Raw genomic sequence first — 15055 nt, forward strand, 5'->3', positions numbered from 1 at the left:
CCGCCAGATTACGGCAAGCAGGGCGCGTCGCGCAGCCGGGTGGTCCGCCGGCCGACGATTGCCGGGGATGCACGGCGGCCGGTAGGCTGGCGCCGATGGAACACGACTTCACCTGGGTCAGCGACCCCGCCGCACTGCTCGCCCGCTTCGAGACCCGCCCGTCCCGCATCGGCCTGGACACCGAATTCATCCGCGAACGCACCTGGTGGCCACACCTGGCGCTGGCGCAGATGGCCGTGCACGACGAGATCCTGCTGCTCGACATGCAGGCGCCCGGCATGCCCGATGCGCTGCGAGGCATCCTGCTCGACACCGGCATCACCAAGGTGATGCACAGCGCCAGCGAGGACCTGATCGCTTTCCTGCACGCCTGCAAGGCGGTGCCCGAAACACTGTTCGACACCCAGGTGGCCGCGGCAATCGCCGGCATCGCGGCGGGCGCCGGCTACCAGCGCCTTGTGGCCGACATAACCGGCGTGGCGCTGGGCAAGGGCGAGACCCGCTCCGACTGGACGCGCCGGCCGCTGTCCGACGCCCAGCTCGCCTATGCCGCCGACGACGTGCGCCACCTGTTCCAGCTCCACGACCACCTGCAGGCCCGGCTTGAAGCCCTGGGCCGCGAGGCCTGGCTGCGCGAAGACTGCGAGCGCATGGTCGCCAACGCCCGCGACGAGAGCCTGGAGCGCTGGCCGCACCTGCCGATCCGCGCCGCCCAGTACTTCAACCAGGCCGGCCAGCACCGCCTGTTGCGCCTGCTGCGCTGGCGCGACGCCTGGGCGCGTGAACACGACCGGCCACGCAGTTGGGTGCTCGACAACGACCTGGCCACGGCCATCGCGCGCAGCGAGCCGACCGACCAGGCCGTGCTGAAGACCCTGTTCGACCGCCACCCCAAGGCCCCGCGCAAGCTTCTGGCCGAGGTCTGGACCGCCCTGTTGACCCCGCTGGCCGACGAGGCCGACGCCCCGCCCATCCGCACCGAAGAGCGCGACAAGCGCGCCGTGCGCCGCCTGCAGGACGCGGTCGCCGCACGCAGCGCCGAGCTCGGCCTGCCCGACGGCGTGCTGGCCTCCCGCCGCCGCCTCGAGGCCCTGCTCGACGACCACGACTGGACCACGCTGGGCCGCTGGCGACGCGCCCAGCTTGAACCGGTGCTTGCGCCGCTGCTCGCCGCTGACGCGGGGGAATTGCCGACCGGGGACGCGCACGCGTAGAATGGTCCGCCTGATGGGGCGGTAGCTCAGCTGGGAGAGCGTCGCGTTCGCATCGCGAAGGTCAGGGGTTCGATCCCCCTCCGCTCCACCAATCAGACGTGTCACTCGCCGCAGTGATATCCACGCAAAAAGGCTGGACGGGAAACCGCTCCAGCCTTTTTTGTGGCTCTTCTCCCGACTAAGGGAGAGGCGTATGGCCGGCCCGGCTGAGTGGCTGGTTCTTCTCGAGGCTCCGGGGTGCTGACGTGACAGCTGGGGCCGGGAGCTTCTCCGCTGGGGTCCGCGCTGCACGTCCCGCGCATTTCTCCGTTGTAGTCCGCGCTGCCCGTCCCGCACACAGGGGGTGTGCTCCCCCGGCAGTCTCCGCGTCCTGCTCCCACTGCCGGCCGCCGGCCATCCATGGCCGGCTGTACGCACACCCCCTGTGCACGGGACGGGCCGTGGAGCTTCTTGGCTTCGGGGCGGAGATCAGGAGCGGGCGCGCTCGCGCTCGTGGACGAAGCCGTGGCGTGGCTGTGCCGCTTGATCCGGGGCGATCCGCCCAGTTGCGACGTCGGCGTCGACGTTGCCTCCGTCCACGACCGCGCAAAAGGTTCGAGCCCGCCGTGGATGCAGGGGGGATGCCCAGAGCCGGCCATGGATGGCCGGCGGCCGGATCTGGGAGCAGGACGCGAATAATCCGGCTGGGCATCCCCCCTGCCTCCACGGCGGGCAGCGCGCTCCCTCCCGGAGGGCACTCACGCGCACCCGCATTCTTTGCCCGTCCCGGAGGCACCGTGCGAGAATTGCCGGCTGCTGCCTCCGTAGCTCAGCTGGATAGAGCGTCCCCCTCCTAAGGGGAAGGTCGTGCGTTCGAATCGCGCCGGGGGCACCACATTTCGCCTCAAGGAGTTTTCCCCATGCCCCATCCCGTCCTCACCGCCCTCGGCCTTTCCGCCACCGAATCCGGCACCTACCTCGGCAATGGCGAGTGGTCCAAGACCCGCGATGCCGGCGTGCTGGAGCCCGTGAACCCGACCGATGGCGAAGTGCTGGCACAGGTGCACGCCACCTCGGCCGAGGACTACGAAGTCATCGTCGAGCGCGCCCAGCGCGCGTTCAAGACCTGGCGCACCACGCCCGCGCCGCTGCGCGGCGAAGCCGTCCGCCTGTGCGCGAACGCGCTGCGCGCCAACAAGGACATGCTGGGCTCGCTGGTCGCGCTTGAGATGGGCAAGTCCAAGCCGGAAGGCGACGGCGAGGTCCAGGAGATGATCGACATCGGCGACTTCGCCGTCGGCCTCTCGCGCCAGCTCTACGGCCTGACCATGCACTCCGAGCGCCCCGGCCACCGCATGTACGAGCAGTGGCAGCCGCTGGGCATCGTCGGGATCATCTCGGCCTTCAACTTCCCGGTCGCGGTCTGGGCCTGGAACGCGCTGATCGCGGCCGCCTGCGGCGACATCTCGATCTGGAAGCCCTCGGGCAAGACCCCGCTGTCGGCGATCGCCTCGATCCGGATCTGCAACGAGGCGCTGCGCGAAGGCGGCTTCCCGGACCTGTTCTTCCTGTTCAACGACACCGACAACGCGCTTGCCGAGCGCATGGTCGACGACCGTCGCGTGGCGCTGATCAGCTTCACCGGCTCGACCAAGGTCGGCCGCCAGGTCGGCGAGCGCGTCGCGCGCCGCCTCGGTCGTTCGCTGCTCGAGCTCGGCGGCAACAACGCGATGATCGTCGACGAGACCGCGGACCTGAAGCTTGCGATCCCGGCGATCGTGTTCGGCGCGGTCGGCACCGCCGGCCAGCGCTGCACGAGCACCCGCCGCGCCTTCATCCACGAGTCGATCTTTGATGACGTACTGGCGAAGCTGAAGGCCGGCTACGCCCAGGTCGAGACAAAGATCGGCGATCCGACCGACCCTGCAAACCTGATGGGCCCGCTCAACAGCCAGTCGGCGGTCGATGCATTCCTGGCGGCGATCGAACAGGCCAAGGCCGCCGGCGGCACGGTCGAGAGCGGCGGCACCGCGTTCACCGACCGCAAGGGCTTCTTCGTGCGTCCGGCCATCGTCACCGGCCTGGCCCACGACGCCGAGGTGGTGCAGACCGAGACCTTCGCGCCGATCCTGTACGTGATGAAGTACTCGGAGCTCGAGGACGCCATCGCCATGCAGAACGACGTGCCGCAGGGCCTGTCGTCGGCGATCTTCACCACCAACCTCAAGCGCGCCGAGGCCTTCCTGTCGGCGGCGGGCTCGGACTGCGGCATCGCCAACGTCAACATTGGCACCTCCGGCGCCGAGATCGGCGGCGCGTTCGGCGGCGAGAAGGACACCGGCGGCGGTCGCGAGTCGGGCTCGGATGCGTGGCGCGCGTACATGCGCCGCCAGACCAACACCATCAACTACTCCGACGCGCTGCCGCTGGCCCAGGGCATCAAGTTCGACCTCTGAGGACAGCATGTACGGCCTTGCGCGTCCCTTCCTCTTCGCACTCGACGCGGAGCGCGCGCACGGCCTTGGCCTGTCTTCGCTCGACGCGCTGCACCGCATGCGGGTGCAGCGCCTGCTGGGGGGCGTGCCACGCGCGTTCCCGACCAAGGCCTTCGGCCTGAGCTTCCCCAACCCGGTCGGCCTCGCCGCCGGGCTGGACAAGAACGGCGAGCACATCGATGCACTGCTGGGGCTCGGCTTCGGATTCGTCGAAGTCGGCACGGTCACGCCGCGGCCGCAGCCGGGCAACCAGAAGCCGCGCATGTTCCGCCTGCCGAAACACCGGGCCATCATCAACCGGCTGGGCTTCAACAACGATGGCGTCGACGCCCTTGTGCGCAACGTCGGCCGCGCGCGCCGCCGCAACCAGGGCCTGCTGGGCATCAACATCGGCAAGAACAAGGACACGCCCAACGCGTCGGCGCACGTCGACTACCTGCACTGCCTCGAGCGGGTGTATCCGCTGGCCGACTACGTCACGGTCAACATTTCCTCGCCCAACACCGCCGGCCTGCGTGAATTGCAGGAAGAGCAGTCACTGCGCCACCTGGTGGGCGAACTGCGCGAAGCGCAGGAGCGGCTGGCATCGCGCCACGGCCGCCGCGTGCCGATGCTGGTCAAGGTCGCGCCCGATCTCAGCGACGAGGACATCGACGCCGCCGCGCGCGTGCTCGGCGACCTGGGCGTGGACGGCGTGATCGCCACCAACACCACGGTGTCGCGCATCGCAGTGCAGGACCATGCGCACGCTCACGAGTCCGGCGGGCTGTCGGGCGAGCCGCTGATGAACAAGTCCACCGCGGTGCTGCGCATGCTGCGCACGCGCCTGCCGGAGGGCATCCCGCTGATCGGTGTTGGCGGCATCCTTTCCGGCGCCGACGCGGCAAAGAAGACCGCCGCCGGTGCATCACTGGTGCAGCTCTATACCGGCCTTGTCTACCGCGGCCCGGCGCTGGTCGGCGAGTGCGTCGAAGCCATCCGCCGGCGCAAGGAAGCGCCGAGCCGCGGCAACCTCCCGAACCTGTGAGTGCCGCCGCCATCGACGCAGACCCCGCGGTGCGCTGGACGCGCGACGCCGACCTCACCGCGCGCACCAGCTTCCGCGTGCCCGCGCGCGCGGCCTGGCTGGTCGAGGTGGCCGATGCCGATGCCCTGTCCGGCGTCCTTGCCGACCCCCGGGTGGACGATGGACTGCTGGTGTTCGGCGGCGGCAGCAACCTGCTGTTCGCGGGCGACTTCGGCGGCGTCGCGCTGGCGCTCACCGGCGATGCGATCACGCACGACGGGCACGACGGGCATGACATCGATGATGACGGCGATGGCGATGGCGATGGCGATGGCGATGGCGACACCGTCATCGTGCGCGCCGAAGCCGGCTGCGGCTGGCACGACTTCGTGCTCCACACCCTGGCGCTGGGACTGTCCGGACTCGAGAACCTCTCGCTGATCCCGGGCACGGTCGGTGCCGCGCCGATCCAGAACATCGGTGCCTACGGCGTCGAGCTCGACCGCCGCGTGCACGCCGTCGAGGTCTGGGACCGCGAACGCGACGCCGCCGTGCGCCTGGCCGCGGCCGACTGCGGCTTCGCCTATCGCGACAGCCGCTTCAAGCGCGAGCCCGGGCGCTGGGTGGTGACCGCGGTGGAATTCATGCTCTCGCGCACGCCGCGGCTGGAGCTCGGCTACGCGGGCCTGGGCGCCGAGCTGGAAGCGATGGGCATCGATGCGCCCACGCCGACGCAGGTCTCCGACGCCGTCTGCCGGATCCGCCGGCGCAAGCTTCCAGACCCGGCACTGCTCGGCAATGCCGGCAGCTTCTTCAAGAACCCGATCGTGCCCTCGGCGCAGGCGGACGCCCTGCTCTCCGAACATCCAGGACTACCCTGCTTCGAGGCCGGTGCGCCCGGCCTGCGCAAGCTGTCGGCCGCCTGGCTGATCGACGCCACCGGCTGGAAGGGCCATCGCGATGGCGACGCCGGCGTCGCGCCCGGCCACGCCCTGGTGCTGGTCAACCATGGTGACGCCAGCGGCGCGGACCTGCTTGCGCTGGCGCGACGCATCGCCGATTCGGTGCAGGCGCGTTTCGGCGTGGCGCTTGAGCCGGAGCCGCGCATCATCGGCGCCAGCTGGTGAGCGCGGCGGCGCCGAACCCGCAGGCACGCGCCGCGCTGCTGATGCTGGGCAGCACCAGCTTCTTCGCAGCGATGGCGGTCACCATCCGCCTCGCCTCGGCCGATCTTTCGACGTACCAGGTCGCGTTCTTCCGCAATTTCTTCGGCCTGCTGTTCCTGCTGCCCTTCCTGTTCCATGGCCGCTGGCAGCTGCCGCGCACCACCCAGCTACCCCGCTACGTGCTGCGCTGCGCGATCGGCGTCGGCTCGATGCTCTGCGGCTTCTGGGCGCTGGGCCACCTGCCGATGGCGCAGGCGATTGCGCTGTCCTACGCCACGCCGCTGTTCGCGACGGTGGCGGCGGTGTTCATCCTTGGCGAAGTCGTGCGCATGCGGCGCTGGTCGGCGGTGCTGATCGGCCTGGTCGGCGTGCTGGTGATCGTGCGCCCGGGCAGCACCGACTTCAGCCTCGGCACCCTGGTGGCCCTCTCCGGCGCCCTGCTCGGGGCCCTGGTCGCAATCCAGATCAAGCAGCTCTCGCGCGTGGATGCGGCCGACACCATCGTCTTCTACACCTACGTGTTCTGGGTGCCGATGTCGCTGGTGCCGGCGCTGTTCGCCTGGCAGTGGCCGCAGGGCATCACCTGGCTGTGGCTGCTCCTGCTGGGCGCGTTCGGTACCGGTGGCCAGTTGCTGTGGACGCGCGCGCTGAAGATCGGCGAGGTCTCGGCGCTGCAGCCGATCAGCTTCGTCCAGCTGCCGCTGGTGGCGCTGGCCGCGTGGCTGCTGTTCGGCGAGGAACCCACGCGCTGGACCCTGCTCGGCGCCGGCATCATCCTCGTCGCCAACGCCTATATCGCGCACCGCGAGGTGCAGCTCGGGCGGCGCGCGGCGACCACGGCGCCGGCCGAGGCTGCGAAGCCGGCGGAATAGCGTCGCCGCGTAGTCAGCCGCGGCGCCCGGGGTCGGCCAAGTCCTCGGCCAGCTTGCGCAGCGGCGGCGACAGTCCCTCGGGGTCGGCGGCCAGCAGCGGCGCGACCAGTTCCCTGCGCACCGCCGCGGCCTCGTCGACGCGCCCGACGGCATCCAGTGCGTCGGCCAGCTGCGCCGCGGTCCCGATCGTCACGTGGTGGTCGCCACCGAGCGACTCGCGCCGGTCGGCCAGCAGCCGCGCGAACGTCGTCGCGGCCGCCGCGTGGCTGCCGGTCTCCGCCTGGGCTTCACCCAGGATCTGCAGCGCCGCCTGCGCCTGGGGATGGCGGGCACCCAGGACTTCCCGCGCCAGTGGCGCCAGGGGTGCGACGGTCGCCAACGATTCCTCCGGTCGACCCGACTGCAGCAGCGTGCCCGCCCGGTTGATCGCGATGAAGACCGTGTCCGGATGCCCTGCCCCATACAGCCGCGTCCGCGCGTCCAGCACCTCCGCCTGCAGGGCGAGCGCGCCCTCGTGATCACCGATGCGCGCGAGTGCGGTCGACCGGTTGACCTTGGCGCGCAGCGTGGCCCGATGGCCGGGACCATGCGCGCGCTCCAGCGCCGCGATCACCTCCTCGCCCAGCCTGAGCGACGCCTCGAACTCCCCCGCGTCGGCGAGGAACGCGACCAGGTTCTCTCGCGCGCCAAGGGTCGTGGCATGTTCCGCGCCGAGCTGCCGCGTGCGCAGTTCGACGACCCGGCGTTGCAGTTCGATCGCGCCTTCGGGGTCCCCGGTCATCATGCGCATCGGGGCGATGTTGTGGAGGGCGTTGGCCGTCTGCGGCGCTTCGGGTCCGGACACGCGCTCATGGATCGCCAGCAACTGCTCCATCGATGCCAGTCCGGACTGTGGGTCGCCCATCCGTGCCTGCAGCACCGCGAGTCCGCCCAGGATCGAGGTGGACTCGGGCGCCTCGGCCCCGAGTGCGGCGACTGCGCGAACGTGCAGCGCTTCCAGCCGACTCCGGGCCCCTGGGCGATCGCCCATCGAAGCCAGGACGTCCGCATCGGTCTGCTCGATTTTCAGCCGGAGCGGATCACCGGCCGGCAGCATCGCCGCCAGTGCCAGCGCGTCGTCGATGACCGTGCGCGCAGCCTCGAACTCGCCTGACGCCCGCAGCGACTCCGCCTGTTCGCGGCGGGCAGCCAGGGTGGCCGGCGCGCCCGGACCGAGTTCACGCGCGCGGATCGCCGCGGCCCGGGCGTAGCTGCGCGCCGCCGCCGCCTCCAGGCCCAGGGCCTTGCGCACCCCGGCGACCGATTCGGTCAGGTCGGCTTCGAGCAGCGGCTGTCCGGCGAAATCACGCGCGATGGCGTCCTCGGCGCGGGCCAGGATGTTGCCGTCAACCAGGCCCCGCGCGATGTCGGTGGTATCGGCATGGAACAGCACCGCGTCCAGCGCCGTGGCTGCATCGGGCCCGGCGCGTTCCAGCTGCTCGCGCAGCCCGGCGGCCAGCGCACCGCCCATGGCCTCGATGTCGACGTCCTCGAGCATGGACTGCTGGAACGCGGCCACGGTTTCCAGCTGCGCGCTCCGCTCTTCGGCGATGGCGCGCTGCGTACGCGCCTGCACCAGGCCGTGCACCGACATCGCCAGGCCGGCGACGAGCGCCACCGCGGCCACCGAGGCCGCCGCAATGCCCGCGCGATGCCTGCGGATGAATTTCCCGGCCACGTAGCGGCGCGAGGCCGGCACCGCGGCCAGCGCACGGCCATCGAGGAAGCGGCGGAGATCGTCGGCCAGGGCCGAGGCCGACGCGTAGCGGTCGCCGCGGTCATGCGCCATCGCGCGCGCGACCACCCAGTCCAGCTCATGGCGGAGCAGGCGGCGCATCCGCGGCACGCTCACGCCCTGCCCGCGCGCCAGGCGCTTGCCTTCGACCGGAGGTAGCGTCGCGAGCTGATGCGAAGGCAGGCGCTGCGTGTGCGCGGTGCCGGCCACGGTTTCGCCGGCAAGCGTCGGGCGCTGGCCGGTCAAGAGTTCGAACAGCACCACGCCCAGCGAGTAGACGTCGCTGCGCGTGTCCACGCGTGCCTGGTCGCCGGCCGCCTGCTCGGGGCTCATGTAGTCCGGCGTGCCCGCGACTTCCCGGCCCGCGACCCCGGCGCCCGCCGCCGCGGTGGCGATGCCGAAATCGATGATCTTCGGCATGGGCCGGCCGTCGACCTCGTCCACCAGCAGGTTGGCCGGCTTCAGGTCGCGATGCACCACGCCCTTCTGGTGCGCGTGCTGCACGCCTTCGCAGATGCCGACCAGCAGGCGCAAGCGCTCCGCGAGCGGCAGCTGCTTTGCTTCGCAGTAATCGGTGAGCGCACTTCCGGCGATGAACTCCATCGCGAAATAGGGCTGGCCGTCGGGCGTGGTGTCGGCGTCGAAGACCTGCGCGATCGCGGGGTGGCGCATCTGCGCCAACATCTGCCGCTCGACCTCGAAATACGCCAGGTGCCGCGCCTCGAGCCGCCGGCCGCGCATCAGCTTGAGCGCCACCGTGCGGCGCACCGGCTCCAGCTGCTCCGCGCGGTACACCTCGCCCATGCCGCCGCGACCGAGCAGCTCCACCACCCGGTATCGCCCGATGCGGGCGCCCGGCGGCAAGGCCGCGGCGTCGACCACGACGGCGCCGGAGGCGCGCGTGGCCAGCAGTTCGGTGCGGTCCGGATCCTCGTCAACGCCCTGGATCATGCTGTTTTCCCCCTTCTGCCCATGCTACCGCGGGTGCCCGCCTGCGTGCGGGCGGCTACACTTGCGCGCTCACGAGAGGGGACGCCGTCGATGGCGGACGAGACCACGCAACGCACCATGATCAGCGCAGGGCCCACGCGGCCTGCGCCGCGCACGGCGTGCCTGGTGGTCATCCATGGCGAAGGCCTGGGCCGGCGCGTCGACGTGGAGGATGCGCCGGTGCTCATCGGTCGCTCCCACGACGCCGACCTCTCCATCAGCCACAAGAGCGTGTCCCGGGAGCACTGCCGGGTGTGGCGCGAAGGCGACGCATATCGCATCCGCGACCTCGGTGCGACCAACCCGGTGCAGGTCAACGACCAGCGCATCGACGAGTGCGGGCTGGTCGACGGCGACCACGTCACCGTCGGCGAGAGCATCCTCAAGTTCATCAGCCAGACCAGCGTCGAAGCCCGCTACCACGAAGAGATCTACCAGCTCGCCACGCACGATGCCCTCAGCGAGCTGTTCAACCGCCGCCACTTCTGCGAGCTGGCCGACAAGGAAATCGCGCGATCGGTGCGCCATGGCCGCCTGCTGGCGCTGTGCATCATCGACGTCGACCTGTTCAAGCCGGTGAACGACCACTACGGCCATATCGAGGGCGACGAGGTGCTGCGCCGGCTGGCCGCGGTGGTGCGTGCCCATGTGCGCGACGGCGATATCGCCGGGCGCATCGGCGGCGAGGAGTTCGCAGTGCTCCTGTGCGAAAGCGATACCGCGGCCGCGGAGGCATTCGCCGAGCGCCTGCGCCTGGCCGTGGCCGCGACCCGGTTTTCCCCGGGCGGCGACCCGCGGCAGGTCACGGTGAGCATCGGCATCGCCACGGTGTCGGCGGCACGCGCCACGCGCGCCAGCCTGATGGCCGCGGCCGACGCTGCGCTGTACCGCGCCAAGGCCGAGGGCCGCAACCGGACGCGCGTGAGCGCCTGAGTTCGCCGCGGGCGTGAATGTCCTGCGCGGCAGGGCTTGCACGTTTATGTTCCTGACCCGTCAGCCACAAGGAATCGGATTCATGCAGCTTGCTTCTGTCACCACCCTGTTCTCCGCCGCTCTGCTCCTCGCCAGCACCGGCGACGCACTCGCCGCCGACATCACGCGCTACCAGATCCGCGCAGCCGTCAATGTCTGCCAAGGCTCCCTGCCAAGCTTCGAAGGCGCGCTGCGCAAGCGGCCGCTTGCCATCGCGAACGAAGGCACGACGGGTGCATTCGTCGGGTGCTCGCTGGAAGCCAACAACATGTTCAATTACGAGCGCACCTCGGTGACCGCTATCTTCGTCAACCGCGGCGCTGCGGCGGCAACCGTGAACTGCACGCTCGTCAACGGCCTGCTGAACCGGCTCACGCCCACGTACTTCCCGAAATCGGCCACGATCGCCCCAGGGGGCGAGGCTGTCCTGAACTGGAGCGCCCCCGAGTTCCCGGACGGCTTCGAATTCCCGAACCTCAACTGCTCGCTGCCGCAGGGCGTGGAAATCGGCTGGATCAGCGACGTCTATCCGGAGCCGGTGGGCGAGTAGCGGCCAGCGGGCCGGCACGCCGCCGCGGCATGCCGGCTACTCCCGCGGGGGGCGTCGCCAGCGGTGGCAGACCAGCACCCACGCCGCAGCCGTCCATGCCATCGCCGCGGCCCATCCCGCGAGGATATCCGACGGGTAGTGCACGCCCAGATAGACCCGCGAGAACCCGACCAGTGGCACGAAGACCAACATCGCGGCCAGCACCGGCCAGCGCCAACGCGTCTGCCAGCACAGCAGCACCAGCACCATCGCCAGCGTCATCGAGCCCATGGCGTGGCCACTGGGAAAGCTGAAGTTGTGCTCGGGCGCGATCGATTCCCACAGCGTGGGGCGGTCGCGCGCGAAGGCCTGCTTGGCGGCGACATTCAGCAGGCCGGAGCCCGCCAGGGAGACGCCCGCGAACAGGCCGTCACGACGCCGCCCGGCCAAGGCCAGGCCCAGCACCAGCAGGATGTCCACGGGGACCACGCCCCACTCGTAGCCCAGCTTCGAAGCCAGCAGGAACACGCGATCGAACCCTTCGCGCGCCAGTCCGTGCGCGAACAGCAGGATCGGCTCGTCGAAGGCGAACGGTTCGCCCTCCAGCACCTCGTCGGCCAGTTCGGCGAATCCCCAGAGCGGCAGCAGCAGGCCGGCGAACACCAGTACCAGGCGCCAACCGTGGCGCTGCAGGAAGCCGGCGCCGAAGCGGGCTTCCGACATCAGGTTCCCGACGGCCTCAGCCGGCGTGCGCGGCCCGGCCATACCGCTGGTCGACGTAGGTGTCGATGAGGCCTACGAATTCGGCGGCGATGTTGTCACCGCGCAGGGTCACGGCCTTCTGGCCATCGATGAACACCGGCGCCGCCGGTGCCTCGCCCGTGCCCGGCAGCGAGATGCCGATGTCGGCATGGCGCGACTCGCCCGGGCCGTTGACGATGCAGCCCATCACCGCCAGCGTCATATGCTCGGCGCCCGGCCGCGTGATCTTCCACTCCGGCATCTTCGCGCGCACGTGCTCCTGCACCACCTTGGCCAGCTCCTGGAAGAACTCGGACGTGGTGCGGCCACAGCCCGGGCAGGCGGTGACCATCGGCGTGAACGCGCGCAGGCCCATGGTCTGCAGCAGCTCCTGGGCCACGATCACTTCCTGGGTGCGCGACGCGCCCGGATCGGGCGTGAGCGAGATGCGGATGGTGTCGCCGATGCCTTCCTGCATCAGCACCGCCAGCGCCGCGCTGGACGCGACGATGCCCTTGCTGCCGATGCCGGCCTCGGTGAGCCCGAGGTGCAGGGCGAAATCGCTGCGCATCGCCAGGTCGCGATACACCGCCACCAGCTCCTGCACGCCGCTGACCTTGGCCGAGAGGATGATCCGCTCGCGCGGCAGGCCAAGCTCCACCGCACGCTCCGCGGAATCGATCGCCGAACGGATCAGCGCCTCGCGGAGCACGCGGCCGGCGTCGCGCGGCTCCGCCAGCGCGGCGTTTTCGTCCATCAGCGCGGTCGCCAGCGACTGGTCCAGCGAGCCCCAGTTGGCACCGATGCGCACCGGCTTGCCATACCGCATCGCGAACTCGATCAGCTGCGCGAACTGCAGGTCCTTCTTCCTTCCGAAACCCACGTTGCCCGGATTGATGCGGTACTTGGCCAGCGCCTCGGCGCAGGCGGGCTCGCCGCCGAGCAACTGGTGCCCGTTGTAGTGGAAGTCGCCGATGATCGGCACTTCGATGCCCATCATCGCCAGCTTGTCGACGATGCGCGGCACCGCCGCCGCCGATTCGGGGTTGTTCACCGTCACCCGCACCAGCTCCGAACCGGCGCGCCAGAGTTCGGCCACCTGCTTCACGGTCGAAGCGACGTCGGCGGTGTCGGTATTGGTCATCGACTGCACCACGACCGGCGCATCGCCGCCCACGGTGATCCGGCCGACCAGCACCTGGCGCGTGGCGCGGCGCGGCGAGGGGCCGAACGCCCATTCCTGGAGGCTCTGGGATGTACCGGTGTGTGCGGTGCTGGGGATGGCGTTCATCGTTCCATTTTAGTCCCTGGCGCGGCGGTTGTTCGGTTTCCGGTCGTCCCCAGTTCATGACCACGCCCACCCGAGGAACCTCCATGCCCTCTTCCACCGCCCACATCGCCACCGCCGACGGCAGCCGCCTGATCAAGCGCCTGTGCACCCATTGGGCCCACAAGCTCGAGGTCGAATTCGACGAAACCAGCGCGCGCGTGGTGTTCGACGCCGGCACCAGCACCGATCTCGCCGCCACTGCGGACACCCTCAAGGCCCGGGTCACGGCACCCGACGCGGCAAAGCTGGCGCAGTTCCAGGAGGTCGTCGCTTCCCATCTCGAGCGCATGGCGCGCGATGAGACCCTCGAGATCACTTGGCAGCTGGACAGCGACCGCGGCTGAGGCGGGGGCGGAGGGTGGTGCGTAGTGAACATTCAGGGGCCGCCCAGCTGACCTGTTCACGGAGTACCCACCAATTCGCCGTTCCGCGGACCCTGCGGACCCTGCGGACCCTGCGGACCCTGCGGACCCTGCGCCCGCGCCCCGGTATCCTGAGCGCATGCCGATGCCGCCCAACGACAACGTCCTAAATCCCAGCCAGCTCAACGCGCTGGCGCGCAGCCTGCTGGAAGACGCGTTTCCGGTGGTGCTGGTGGAAGGCGAGCTCGGCAACGTCTCGCGCCCGGCCTCCGGGCACATGTACTTCACCCTCAAGGACGCCCGCGCGCAGGTGCGCTGCGCCCTGTTCAAGCCCAAGAGCCAGTGGCTGAAGTTCCAGCCGCGCGACGGACTGAAAGTGCTGGCCCGCGGGCGCCTGACCCTGTACGAAGCACGCGGCGACTACCAGCTGATCCTGGACTCGCTGGAGGAGGCCGGAGAGGGCGCGCTGCGCCGGGCATTCGACGAACTGAAGGCGAGGCTGCAGGCCGAGGGCCTGTTCGATGACGCCCGCAAGCGCCTGCTGCCGGCGTATCCGCGGCGGCTTGGCATCATCACGTCACCGTCGGGCGCGGCGGTGCGCGACGTCCTGAGCGTGCTGGCGCGGCGATTCCCGCTGGTCGAGGTCGAGGTGCTTCCGGTGCCGGTGCAGGGCGATGCGGCGGCGGCGCAGGTCCGCGCCATGCTCGATCGCGCCGGGGCCAGCGGTCGCTACGACGTGCTGGTGCTGGCCCGCGGCGGCGGCTCGCTGGAGGACCTGTGGGCGTTCAACGACGAAGCCCTGGCGCGCGCGATCGCGGCGTCGCCGGTGCCGGTGGTGTCGGCCATCGGGCATGAGACCGACTTCACCCTGGCCGACTTCGCCGCCGACCTGCGCGCGCCCACGCCCTCGGTGGCGGCGGAGCTGCTGGTGCCCAACGCAGTCGACGTCGGCACCCGCGTGCGCGGGCTGCACCAGCGCCTCGAGGCACTGCATTTGCAGCGCATGCGCGACCGGATGCAGCGTGCCGATCGCGCTTCGCTGCGGCTGCAGGCGCTGCGGCCGCAGGCGCGGCTGCAGGCGCTGGGCGAACGCCAGCAACAGGCGCTGCGCCGGCTGCACGCGGCCTGGCAGACGCACGAGGCGGGGCTGCGCGCGCGGCTGCGCCACGCCGACGCCGTGCTGCGTGCAACGCGGCCCGATCGTCGGCTCGCCATGCTCCGCGAGCGCCTGGCCATGCTTGCACCGCGCCCGCAAGCTGCCGTCGCGCGCAGGCTGCAGAACGACGCGCTGCGATTGCGCGGCATCGCGCGCTCGCTGGAAGCCGTCAGCCCGCTGGCCACCGTGGCGCGCGGCTACGCCATCCTCCAGCACGAGGATGGCCGAGTGGTCCGCGGCATGCGCGACGCCGCGCCCGGCGACCACCTGTCCGCGCGCGTGGGCGACGGCCAGCTGCGCCTGCGGGTGGAGCCCGGCGACGCCTGACTCCTGCCGCGCGAGCGACCACGGCCCGCTGTTGTGGGAGCGGCTATAGCCGCGATCGCTGCGTGGCGGTATCCATCGTCGTAGAGCGATCGCAGCTATAGCTGCTCCTACTGTCGATGGCGATGGCTGCAGCTGTTGGCGA

General features: G+C 70.7%; 12 protein-coding genes and 2 tRNA genes. 11 read left to right on the top strand and 3 right to left on the bottom strand.

Annotated features, from left to right (window positions below; genetic code table 11):
• Window positions 1–95 precede the first annotated feature (95 nt).
• The 7 genes from rnd (at window position 96) to ACW7GZ_RS06155 (ending at window position 6732) form a co-directional block, all read left to right on the top strand.
• A complete protein-coding gene (gene rnd, locus ACW7GZ_RS06125) occupies window positions 96–1214 on the top strand; it encodes a ribonuclease D (RefSeq protein WP_457003208.1) in 1119 nt (372 codons plus the stop codon).
• Between the two features lie 15 nt (window positions 1215–1229).
• Window positions 1230–1305 (top strand) — tRNA-Ala (locus ACW7GZ_RS06130).
• A 706-nt stretch (window positions 1306–2011) separates the two neighbouring features.
• Window positions 2012–2088 (top strand) — tRNA-Arg (locus ACW7GZ_RS06135).
• Window positions 2089–2113: 25 nt separating this feature from the next.
• Complete coding sequence (gene amaB, locus ACW7GZ_RS06140) at window positions 2114–3649, top strand: L-piperidine-6-carboxylate dehydrogenase (RefSeq protein ID WP_457003206.1); 1536 nt, start codon at window positions 2114–2116, stop codon at window positions 3647–3649.
• Between the two features lie 7 nt (window positions 3650–3656).
• Complete coding sequence (locus ACW7GZ_RS06145; protein WP_457008402.1) at window positions 3657–4715, top strand: quinone-dependent dihydroorotate dehydrogenase; 1059 nt, start codon at window positions 3657–3659, stop codon at window positions 4713–4715.
• Window positions 4712–5821 carry a UDP-N-acetylmuramate dehydrogenase gene (murB, locus tag ACW7GZ_RS06150; protein ID WP_457008404.1) on the top strand — a complete coding sequence of 370 codons (1110 nt, stop codon included), beginning with the start codon at window positions 4712–4714 and terminating at the stop codon, window positions 5819–5821. Before ACW7GZ_RS06145 ends, murB begins: the two co-directional genes overlap by 4 nt.
• 41 nt (window positions 5822–5862) lie before the next feature.
• Window positions 5863–6732, top strand: coding sequence for a DMT family transporter (locus ACW7GZ_RS06155; protein WP_457003966.1), 870 nt, complete (start codon window positions 5863–5865; stop codon window positions 6730–6732).
• A gap of 13 nt (window positions 6733–6745) precedes the next feature.
• Here the strand turns inward: ACW7GZ_RS06155 and ACW7GZ_RS06160 are convergent, their stop codons facing one another.
• Window positions 6746–9457 (bottom strand): protein kinase domain-containing protein, encoded by a 2712-nt coding sequence (locus tag ACW7GZ_RS06160; protein WP_457008406.1) that lies wholly within the window; start codon window positions 9455–9457, stop codon window positions 6746–6748.
• Between the two features lie 117 nt (window positions 9458–9574).
• On the opposite strand from ACW7GZ_RS06160, the gene ACW7GZ_RS06165 reads away from it, so the two are divergent.
• Both ACW7GZ_RS06165 and ACW7GZ_RS06170 read left to right on the top strand, forming a co-directional pair.
• Window positions 9575–10429, top strand: coding sequence for a diguanylate cyclase (locus ACW7GZ_RS06165; RefSeq protein WP_456965929.1), 855 nt, complete (start codon window positions 9575–9577; stop codon window positions 10427–10429).
• 46 nt (window positions 10430–10475) lie between these two features.
• On the top strand, window positions 10476–11018 hold the full coding sequence (locus ACW7GZ_RS06170) for a hypothetical protein (protein ID WP_457008408.1): 543 nt from the start codon (window positions 10476–10478) through the stop codon (window positions 11016–11018).
• Between the two features lie 36 nt (window positions 11019–11054).
• Here ACW7GZ_RS06170 and ACW7GZ_RS06175 read toward each other — a convergent pair whose 3' ends face one another.
• Entirely contained in the window at window positions 11055–11720 is a 666-nt protein-coding gene (locus tag ACW7GZ_RS06175; RefSeq protein WP_456965927.1) for a phosphatase PAP2 family protein, read from the bottom strand.
• A gap of 16 nt (window positions 11721–11736) precedes the next feature.
• Window positions 11737–13029 (bottom strand): flavodoxin-dependent (E)-4-hydroxy-3-methylbut-2-enyl-diphosphate synthase, encoded by a 1293-nt coding sequence (gene ispG / locus ACW7GZ_RS06180; RefSeq protein WP_457008410.1) that lies wholly within the window; start codon window positions 13027–13029, stop codon window positions 11737–11739.
• Between the two features lie 83 nt (window positions 13030–13112).
• Here ispG and ACW7GZ_RS06185 point away from each other — a divergent pair, with 83 nt between their 5' ends.
• Window positions 13113–13412, top strand: coding sequence for a DUF2218 domain-containing protein (locus tag ACW7GZ_RS06185; protein WP_457008412.1), 300 nt, complete (start codon window positions 13113–13115; stop codon window positions 13410–13412).
• A 163-nt stretch (window positions 13413–13575) separates the two neighbouring features.
• Window positions 13576–14913 (top strand): exodeoxyribonuclease VII large subunit, encoded by a 1338-nt coding sequence (xseA, locus tag ACW7GZ_RS06190; RefSeq protein ID WP_457008623.1) that lies wholly within the window; start codon window positions 13576–13578, stop codon window positions 14911–14913.
• Window positions 14914–15055 lie beyond the last annotated feature (142 nt).

The organism is Luteimonas sp. A537 (assembly GCF_054052065.1).

Bases quoted from the DNA above. Each gene is read 5' to 3' on its own strand.
- rnd (WP_457003208.1), top strand. From the start codon at position 96: ATGGAACACGACTTCACCTGGGTCAGCGACCCCGCCGCACTGCTCGCC.
- amaB (WP_457003206.1), top strand. From the start codon at position 2,114: ATGCCCCATCCCGTCCTCACCGCCCTCGGCCTTTCCGCCACCGAATCC.
- ACW7GZ_RS06145 (WP_457008402.1), top strand. From the start codon at position 3,657: ATGTACGGCCTTGCGCGTCCCTTCCTCTTCGCACTCGACGCGGAGCGC.
- ACW7GZ_RS06170 (WP_457008408.1), top strand. From the start codon at position 10,476: ATGTTCCTGACCCGTCAGCCACAAGGAATCGGATTCATGCAGCTTGCT.
- ACW7GZ_RS06175 (WP_456965927.1), bottom strand. From the start codon at position 11,720: ATGTCGGAAGCCCGCTTCGGCGCCGGCTTCCTGCAGCGCCACGGTTGG.
- xseA (WP_457008623.1), top strand. From the start codon at position 13,576: ATGCCGCCCAACGACAACGTCCTAAATCCCAGCCAGCTCAACGCGCTG.
- ACW7GZ_RS06155 (WP_457003966.1), top strand. From the start codon at position 5,863: ATGCTGGGCAGCACCAGCTTCTTCGCAGCGATGGCGGTCACCATCCGC.
- ACW7GZ_RS06160 (WP_457008406.1), bottom strand. From the start codon at position 9,457: ATGATCCAGGGCGTTGACGAGGATCCGGACCGCACCGAACTGCTGGCC.
- ACW7GZ_RS06165 (WP_456965929.1), top strand. From the start codon at position 9,575: ATGATCAGCGCAGGGCCCACGCGGCCTGCGCCGCGCACGGCGTGCCTG.
- ACW7GZ_RS06185 (WP_457008412.1), top strand. From the start codon at position 13,113: ATGCCCTCTTCCACCGCCCACATCGCCACCGCCGACGGCAGCCGCCTG.
- ispG (WP_457008410.1), bottom strand. From the start codon at position 13,029: ATGAACGCCATCCCCAGCACCGCACACACCGGTACATCCCAGAGCCTC.